Origin of the sequence: Actinomyces glycerinitolerans, from assembly GCF_900098745.1 — a bacterium.
In the GTDB taxonomy this organism is placed as follows: Bacteria; Actinomycetota; Actinomycetes; order Actinomycetales; family Actinomycetaceae; genus Actinomyces; species Actinomyces glycerinitolerans.
This window is the reverse complement of the sequence record NZ_FQTT01000011.1, coordinates 60,597-68,244: the sequence shown is the minus strand read 5'-3', so window position 1 is coordinate 68,244 and position 7,648 is coordinate 60,597. Positions and strand designations below refer to the sequence as shown.

The following is a 7,648-nucleotide window of genomic DNA, read 5'->3' as shown; positions in this document are numbered from 1 at the left end:
GGTGTCAGGCCGGCCAGGTCCAGCACCCCCCTGGCCTCCCCGGATCTTCTCCCGCCCAGCCTGAATCAGGGCCGCCAGCTCCGCCTCATCGTGCGCCGAGCCCAGGTGCTCCACAACCCGGCGCACCCCGTGCTCCTTAGCCACGATCTGCACCGCCGTAGCACCAGAAGCGGTACGCACCTTACGAACATACGGGCTCACACACCATCACTCTACCGCCCACCGGATTAGTGCCCCACAACCACCAACCCAACCGCACCACACCAACGAAAAACCCCGATCACCCCAGCGACCTGTCAGGAGTCAGGCCAGATTCGTCACCACCCGTAAGGGCGACCAGGTCCTGGATGACAAGGCTCTAGCCAGAGCACGCCGCTTGGCGGGGCTGAAAGGATACGTGACCAACATCCCCGCCACCGTGATGCCCGCCGGTGAGGTGATCGCCTCCTACCACGAGCTGTGGCACGTGGAGCAGTCCTTCCGAATGAGCAAGCACGACCTGCGGGCCAGGCCCGTCTTCCACCACACCCACGACGCCATCCAGGCCCACCTGACCGTCGTCATGGCCGCCTTGGCGGTAGCCCGCCACCTACAAGCCGCCACCGGCGTGAGCATCAAGCGACTCGTACGCGAACTACGGCCGCTCCAGGAAGTCACCATCACCATCAACGGACACCACGTCACCGCCCAACCCCAGACCACCCAGACCGCACAGCAAATCCTCAACAACCTAAACACCGCAGGGCACTAAAGTGAGACGACTCAGGTAACACGGCGGCTCTGGTGGGGTTGGCCGAGCAGTGCTATGAGTCCGCGCCGGCTGGTGCGCCGTATTACGAGGCGATCGTCAAGGCGTACGGGCTGGGTGCGGCGCGGGCGATCGCCGGCTTCTGAGCCCCAGGAGCGTTGGTGAGGTGATGGTGATGATGGGTTTCCTGGCCGGGGTGTTGGTGGGCGCGGCGGTGTTGGCGCTGGCGTGGCGGTTGTGGCGGGAGGATGGAGACGGCGCTTCTGGGCGTACTGCTTCACCCCGGCCGCGGCCACCGTCTGGCGCGGGGTTGGCTCGGCGTGGCGCGGAGCGTGAGTGTGAGGCGGTGCGGCGTCGGGCGGCGCAGTTGAAGTTCGAGCAGGACGTGGCGGCGCTGCTGGCGGCTCGGGCTATGCAGGAGGCGACGCGCCGTTTCAGGGGTCGGTAGCCGGCTGGCTTGCCTGGCACAGCGTTCGGACGGTTGCGGAGGTGGAGTCGCCCGCCGGCCGCCTGGGTGTTGTGAATTCTACAGCAAACACTTTGGTCGCCGCTTAACTTGAACCAGAGCAAGCCGCATTATCCGCCGTCATCTTTGAGCTCCTTGTTGTATGGCCTCTTGGGGTTGTCGTGTCGGCAGGTAAGGCTTAAGCGGGACTCTTGTTTATGGGTGCTTTGTGTGCGAAAACTAGGTCAAAGCACGTAACCGGAAAGGAGAAATGATTATGAGCTACAGCGACGAGAACACTAAGATCAGCCAGCGGGATGGTGTGCCGGAGGGCGGTTTCGCCACGATCCTGGTGGATCCGCCGTGGCCTGGTCAGGGCGGTGAGGCGCACTACCGCACGATGAGCCTGGATGCGATCAAGGCTCTGCCGGTGGGCCAGTTGGCGGCCAAGGATGCGCATCTGTGGTTGTGGACCACCAACGGTCTGCTGCCGCAGGCGTATGAGGTGGCGCAGGCCTGGGGGTTCACGGTGCGTAGCCCGCTGACGTGGGTGAAGTTTCGGCTGGGGTTGTCTGGTCGCTATCAGTTGCGCAATGCCACCGAGCAGTTGCTGTTCTGCACCCGTGGTACGGCGCCGTTGGGTAGCCGGTCGCAGCCGACGTGGTTCAACGCCCCGGTTACGGAGCATTCGCGTAAGCCGGCGGAGCAGTTCGCAATTATCGAGCGGGTCAGCCCAGGCCCGTATTTGGAGTTGTTCGCCCGGCGTCGGCCGGAGTCGCGCGCGGATTGGGCGGTTTGGGGTGATCAGATCGATTCCGACATCCGTATCCCCGGCTTCCCGGTTCCCCGCTACAGCCAGCGCGCCGGTGGCTGCGTGAAGGAGGTTCGGTGATGGGTGCCCGGTGGTTTGATGAAGGAGACTGGGATGAGTGGGGATTCGAGGGGTTGCCTGTCTGGGAGCCTTCTTCGCGGCGGCGTCGGGCTGATCGCCATTGCGATCGGGTTGAGGTGGATCGTCGAGCTGCTGCGAAGCGCTTGGATGTGGCTCGCCGGCGCAGCCGTAGTGGTCGGCGCCATCGTCGTCGTGGTGGTGTGGTGGCGGGGCCGCTGGTGAGCCGGAAACGGAGCCGGCTGTGAGTCGCCGTCGTCGTCATGCGGGAGGCCGTCCGCCCAAGTCGCGTCGGGTGCGCGTGGTTCCGGTTAGGACCGATGCGCTTGATCATCGGGCTCTGGCTCGGATCCTGATCGCCTTGTTCGCCCAGGCCGCATCCGACCAGTCCGACAACATCACTGAACGCGAAGACCGGGGGACGCGCGCCTCGCAGGGAGGCGGGCGGCAATGAGTGGCCGTCACCGGTTGCTGTGGCGAGGTATCCGGTTCGCGTTGCCGCTGGATGCGGCCACGGCTACCGGTCTTTTGGAGCGGATCGTGGTGGACCCGACGCTGGGCCGAGTGGTGCTGGAGGCGCGTGGTCGGGATGGTCGTGCCCGCTATCTGCTGGGCTCGACTGTCGGTGGTCGGTTGGATGCGGTGGTGCGTGAGCTGGCTCCGGGCACGCGCATCGTAACCGCTGCGGATTCGACAGGGCGTGGATCGGTGGATCAGGGGCTGCGGGTGGTGGCTCGTCATGCGGGCCTGCCGCTGTCGGCTGAGCGTTTGGAGGCGATCGCCAGGGCGGTGCTGGCGGCGTTGGCTACTACAGGCGCCGGTGAGGAGCTGGTGCTTCAGGTCATGATCGGCCCGCGCTACCGTCCCAGCCTGGCTCAGGGCACGCACCCGGTGGGGTGGCTGGAAGCTCTCGGGTTGACCCCGCCGCCGTCCGCTGGTGGGGAGATCGGGCGCCGGCGGCGGGCGCAGGCCGCTAGTCATCGGGCCGGCGTGACCGTACGGCTGGGTGTCAAAGCGGCCTCACCGCAGCGGCGGCGACTGCTGTTGCAGAGCCTGCTGGGTGCGCTGCGGGTGGCGGAGAGCGCCGGCGTTCATCTTCGCGTCCACACCGACAGCCCGGCTCGGCTGGATCAGGCTCGTCGTCCGTGGAGCTACCCGCTGACGCTGACCGCGCGGGAGATCGCCTGCTTGAGTGGTTGGCCGATCGGCCAGGCCGGGCTGCCCGCAACCGGGGCCGCTCACCCCAGGCACCTGCCGCTGCTCGAGCGGCGCGACACGCAGCGTGTCTTTGCCGCCGGGGTGGATGAGCAGTCCGGGCAGCGCCTGGGCATCTCGGTTCAGGATGCCCTGTTTCATACGGTGCTGCTCGGCCCGACTGGCGCCGGGAAGTCCACCGTGATGGCCAACCTCGCCCTGGCTGATATTCGTGCCGGCCGCGGGCTGCTGCTGATCGATCCCAAGACCGACCTGGTCAATGATCTGCTGGCTCGTATTCCCCGGCAGCGGCACGGCGATGTGGTGGTGATCGACCCGACCAGCCCCACGCCGGTCGGTGTCAACCCGCTAGCCGCTACGGGCAAGCGGCGGGAGCCGAGCCTGGTTGCCGACACGGTGCTGGCGACCTTCAAGACGCTGTTCGCCGATGCCTGGGGCGTGCGCACCGAGGAGATTCTCACCGCCGGCCTACTCACGCTCGCGCGCACCCCCGATTCCACCCTGGTGGACCTACCGCTGCTGCTGACCAACCCGGGCTTTCGGCGTCGGGTGGTTGCCGGGGCGCCGGATCCGCTGGGAACCGGCCAGTTCTGGGAGAAGTACGATTCCCTGTCTGACGCGCAGCGAATGCAGTGGATCGCCCCGGTGCTTAACAAGCTTCAACCGTTCCTGATTCGTCCGCACCTGCGCGCCACGCTCGGGCAGACCGCGCCCGCCTTCGACCTGGCCGACCTGCTGATCAAACGGCGGATCGTGCTGGTAAGTCTGAACAGGGGGATTCTCGGGGCCGAGTCCGCTCGGCTGCTGGGCAGCCTGATCATCGGGCAGGTCTGGCCGCTGATCCTTGCCCGCGCCGCCCTCCCGGTGGGGCGACGTCACATCGTCAGCGTGTTCATCGACGAGGTCCAGGACTACCTGGCTCTGCCCGGTGATCTGGCCGACTCCCTCAGCCAGGCGCGCAGCCTCGGGGTCGCTTTCCACCTGGCGCACCAGTACCGCGCTCAGCTCCCGCCGAACCTGCGCTCCGCCGTGGACACCAACGCACGCAACAAGATCATCTTCGGTCTTTCCGCCGCCGACGCCAGCGAGATCGCACGTCAAACCGTCGGGCTTGAACCCGCCGACTTTCAGCTACTGCCGCGTTTTGGTGCCTACGTGCGCGCCATCCACCACGGCCACCCGAACCCCTGGTGCCTGGCCCACACGCTGCCGCTACCACCACCAGACGGCGACCCGGTCACGCTGGTAGCTGCCAGCGCCGCCCGCTACGGGCAAGACGCCCACGTAGTCGAGGAGCAACTACTGGAACGCCTCGGCCTCACGCAAGCCGCCGGCCCGCAGCCCGCGCAGGGCCAGTCACCTCAGAGCCAGGCCGCTCGGGTCTCCATCGGTCGCAGACCCCGGCATGGAGGCACCTCATGAGCTCAAAGTCGTACCGGGAGAACGAGACGCATCGGCCGACCAATCCCCGCACCAATCGGTGCCGCAACCGCCCGCCTCCTGCCGCCCCGCCACGCCGAGCACCGCCGAACAAGGGAGACGACTGTCGGTCCATCTTGGACCGCCCAGCCCGACCCCGCGGCGCCCGCACAGCCCACTTACACCAATCAACGCCCATAAGGAGCCACACCCATGAGCACCCCAAGCACCAGCGCGCGTGTCGGACGTCGCCAGCTCCAGGCCATCGCCGACCAGCTTGACACCATCGACCGCCAGCTTCTCGGGCTGCTGGTTGCGCACCGCTACGCCACCACCCGCCAACTCGCCCGAATCATCAGTCTTACCGGCCGCTACGCCTCCGACCGTTCCGCACTGCGGCAAACCAGCCGCCGCCTTAGCCGACACCGCCAACTCGGCCTGACAGACCACCTGGAGCGGCGCATCGGCGGAGCCAAATCCGGATCCACCAGTCACGTCTGGCGCCTACGCGAGCCCGGACACCGCCTCACCAGCCCCGATGCCACCGTCAGGAAACGCACCAGCGAGCCCTCCTACGCCTTCCTGGCCCACACGCTCGCCATCACCGAAGCCCGACTAATCATCGAGCAAGCCGCCCACCACGCCGGCGGCCGACTCACGCTACTGGCCACCGAACCCGAATGCTGGCGGACCTGGCACGGTCCCGCCGGCACCAAGCGCTGGCTCAAACCCGACCTTGAAGCCATCACCACCACCGCCCACGGCGACCAAGACCACTGGCTACTCGAAATCGACCTCGGCACCGAGAACCCCGCACGCCTACTGGCCAAATGCCACGACTACCAAACCCACCTCAACACCGGCACCGAACAAGCCACCCACGGCTACTACCCGCAAGTCGTCTGGCTACTAAACAACCCCGACCGCGCCACCAGACTCACCCAGCAAATCACCAACCAGGCCACCTTCACACCAGGCCTATTCAAGATCACCGCCAGCCCAGAAGAACTCACGCGCCTAATTCAGAACGGACCATAAAACACTGAAGCACCAGCACGCCCAGGCGAAACGATCCGCCCAGAAAAACAGGCTTGACTCTTCGCCCATTCTGAGCGTCAATGGAAGGAGAACAACCACCACACCGAAGCACATAAACGAAAGGAGAATACATCATGCACACTCCCGAAGAAATCATAATTCCCGGCAGTCGAGCCATCGGCTACCGCCGTATCATCCCCGATGACAGCATCGCCAGTATTAGCCGCTGCTGTCAGCAGTACAGCCTCAACAACATCGGCCTCTATTACGACCTACCGGATGAGACCGCCGGCATCGACCGCGCCCTACACGTCGCCGCCAGCCCCGCCAACAACATCCGCTACCTGATCACTCCGACCATCGACCATCCGACTGGAGGCAGCCAAGAGCGCTACCACCGTCTGATCGGCGCCCTGGCCGCCACCGGCCTCGGCCTGATCATCACCAAGCCCGAGCCCACCCTGATCACCGTAAGGAGCAACACATGAGCCAGACCATCCCGGACCCGCTGGTAGCGATGAGCCAGGCTCTCACCCCGAAGCGGGCCGTGTCCTACATCCGCGTCTCCACCCGTGAACAGGCCGAACGCGCCGGGACAGAGGAGGGCTTTTCCATCCCCGCCCAGCGCGAGGCCAACAAGCGCAAGGCCGCCTCCATGGGCGCGCTGGTGGTTAAGGAGTTCGTGGACCGCGGCGAGTCCGCCCGCTCCGCCAACCGCCCCGAGCTGCAGAAGATGCTCACATACCTGCGCCAAACCCCCGGTATCGACTATGTCATCGTCCACAAGCTGGACCGCCTGGCCCGCAACCGGGCAGACGACGTCGAGATCAACAAGGTCTTCGACGACACCGGCGTGCGCCTGGTATCCACCTCGGAGAACATCGACCAGACCCCCGGTGGCATCCTCCTGCACGGCATCATGAGCTCCATCGCTGAGTTCTACAGCCGCAACCTGTCCAACGAAGTCCTCAAAGGTATGGGCGAGAAAGCCAGGAACGGCGGCACCATCGGCAAGGCCCCACTGGGCTACCTCAACGTCCGCGGCCGAGACGCCCAAGGCCGCGAGATCCGCACCGTCGAGCTAGACCCCGAACGCGCGCCCCTCATGCGCCAAGCCTTCACCGAGTACGCCACCGGAACCTGGACCATCAGGCAGCTGGCCGCACACCTGGCCGCCCTCGGCCTAACCATCCCAGCCACACCACGCAAACCCGCAACCGCCATCACCGCCGGCCACCTCCAAACACTGCTCCGCCACCCCTACTACAAAGGCGTAGTCACCTTCCAAGGAGTCCAATACCCAGGCAAGCACGAGCCACTGGCAGACATCGAGACCTGGGAGAAGGTCCAACAGATCCTGGACAGCCACCGCAACGGCGAACGCCAACGCATCCACAACCACCACCTGAAAACCACCGTGGTATGCGGGCTGTGCGGCTCACGGCTCCTGGTCCAGAACACCAAGAACCCCCACGGCACCATCTACCCATACTTCGTCTGCGCCCGCCGCCACCGCCTCCACGACTGCAACTTCAAAGCAGTCCTCATCGAAGAAGTAGACACACGCGTCGCAGACCTGTACCACCGCATCCACTTCCAACCCGAAGATCGCCAGCTCATCGAGCAGTACCTACACGCCGAACTCGACCAGATCCACGCCCACCGCGCCCGCGACATCCGCTCACTAACCACCCGCCGCACCAACCTCGAAGACGAACGCCGCAAGCTACTCCACGCCCACCTGGGCGGCGCCGTACCACTAGACCTCCTCAAGGAGGAACAAGACCGGCTGGGACGTGAGCTAAACGACATCAAACGAACCCTGGCCGGATACAAAGCAGACATCAACGACATCCGCGACCACCTAGCCCAGGCACTAGACCTCCTCGAAGAC

Annotated in this window: 5 protein-coding genes and 3 pseudogenes; 7 read left to right on the top strand and 1 reads right to left on the bottom strand. The window is 65.6% G+C overall.

The annotated features are described in order from the left end of the window. Window positions 1-180: pseudogene (locus ACGLYG10_RS16380) on the bottom strand (hypothetical protein); the annotation flags it as partial. A 127-nt stretch (window positions 181-307) separates the two neighbouring features. Here ACGLYG10_RS16380 and ACGLYG10_RS08840 point away from each other — a divergent pair. From ACGLYG10_RS08840 to ACGLYG10_RS08800, 7 genes and pseudogenes are all read left to right on the top strand, one after another. After that, window positions 308-751: pseudogene (locus ACGLYG10_RS08840) on the top strand (IS1634 family transposase); the annotation flags it as partial. Window positions 752-1,470: 719 nt separating this feature from the next. After that, the gene (locus tag ACGLYG10_RS08825) at window positions 1,471-2,085 is read left to right on the top strand and encodes an MT-A70 family methyltransferase (protein WP_073331365.1); all 615 of its coding nucleotides are present in this window, start codon (window positions 1,471-1,473) and stop codon (window positions 2,083-2,085) included. A 33-nt stretch (window positions 2,086-2,118) separates the two neighbouring features. Further along, a complete protein-coding gene (locus ACGLYG10_RS08820) occupies window positions 2,119-2,307 on the top strand; it encodes a hypothetical protein (protein ID WP_073331362.1) in 189 nt (62 codons plus the stop codon). 225 nt (window positions 2,308-2,532) lie between these two features. Beyond that, window positions 2,533-4,719, top strand: coding sequence for a type IV secretory system conjugative DNA transfer family protein (locus tag ACGLYG10_RS08815; protein ID WP_073330699.1), 2,187 nt, complete (start codon window positions 2,533-2,535; stop codon window positions 4,717-4,719). A 210-nt stretch (window positions 4,720-4,929) separates the two neighbouring features. Continuing rightward, on the top strand, window positions 4,930-5,754 hold the full coding sequence (locus ACGLYG10_RS08810) for a replication-relaxation family protein (protein ID WP_073330697.1): 825 nt from the start codon (window positions 4,930-4,932) through the stop codon (window positions 5,752-5,754). Between the two features lie 134 nt (window positions 5,755-5,888). Continuing rightward, window positions 5,889-6,242, top strand: coding sequence for a hypothetical protein (locus ACGLYG10_RS08805; RefSeq protein ID WP_073330694.1), 354 nt, complete (start codon window positions 5,889-5,891; stop codon window positions 6,240-6,242). Continuing rightward, window positions 6,239-7,270 (top strand): annotated as a pseudogene (locus ACGLYG10_RS08800) (recombinase family protein); the annotation flags it as partial. The gene ACGLYG10_RS08805 and the pseudogene ACGLYG10_RS08800, both read left to right, overlap by 4 nt. Window positions 7,271-7,648 lie beyond the last annotated feature (378 nt).

Bases quoted from the DNA above. Each gene is read 5' to 3' on its own strand.
- ACGLYG10_RS08815 (WP_073330699.1), top strand. From the start codon at position 2,533: ATGAGTGGCCGTCACCGGTTGCTGTGGCGAGGTATCCGGTTCGCGTTG.
- ACGLYG10_RS08825 (WP_073331365.1), top strand. From the start codon at position 1,471: ATGAGCTACAGCGACGAGAACACTAAGATCAGCCAGCGGGATGGTGTG.
- ACGLYG10_RS08805 (WP_073330694.1), top strand. From the start codon at position 5,889: ATGCACACTCCCGAAGAAATCATAATTCCCGGCAGTCGAGCCATCGGC.
- ACGLYG10_RS08810 (WP_073330697.1), top strand. From the start codon at position 4,930: ATGAGCACCCCAAGCACCAGCGCGCGTGTCGGACGTCGCCAGCTCCAG.
- ACGLYG10_RS08820 (WP_073331362.1), top strand. From the start codon at position 2,119: ATGAGTGGGGATTCGAGGGGTTGCCTGTCTGGGAGCCTTCTTCGCGGC.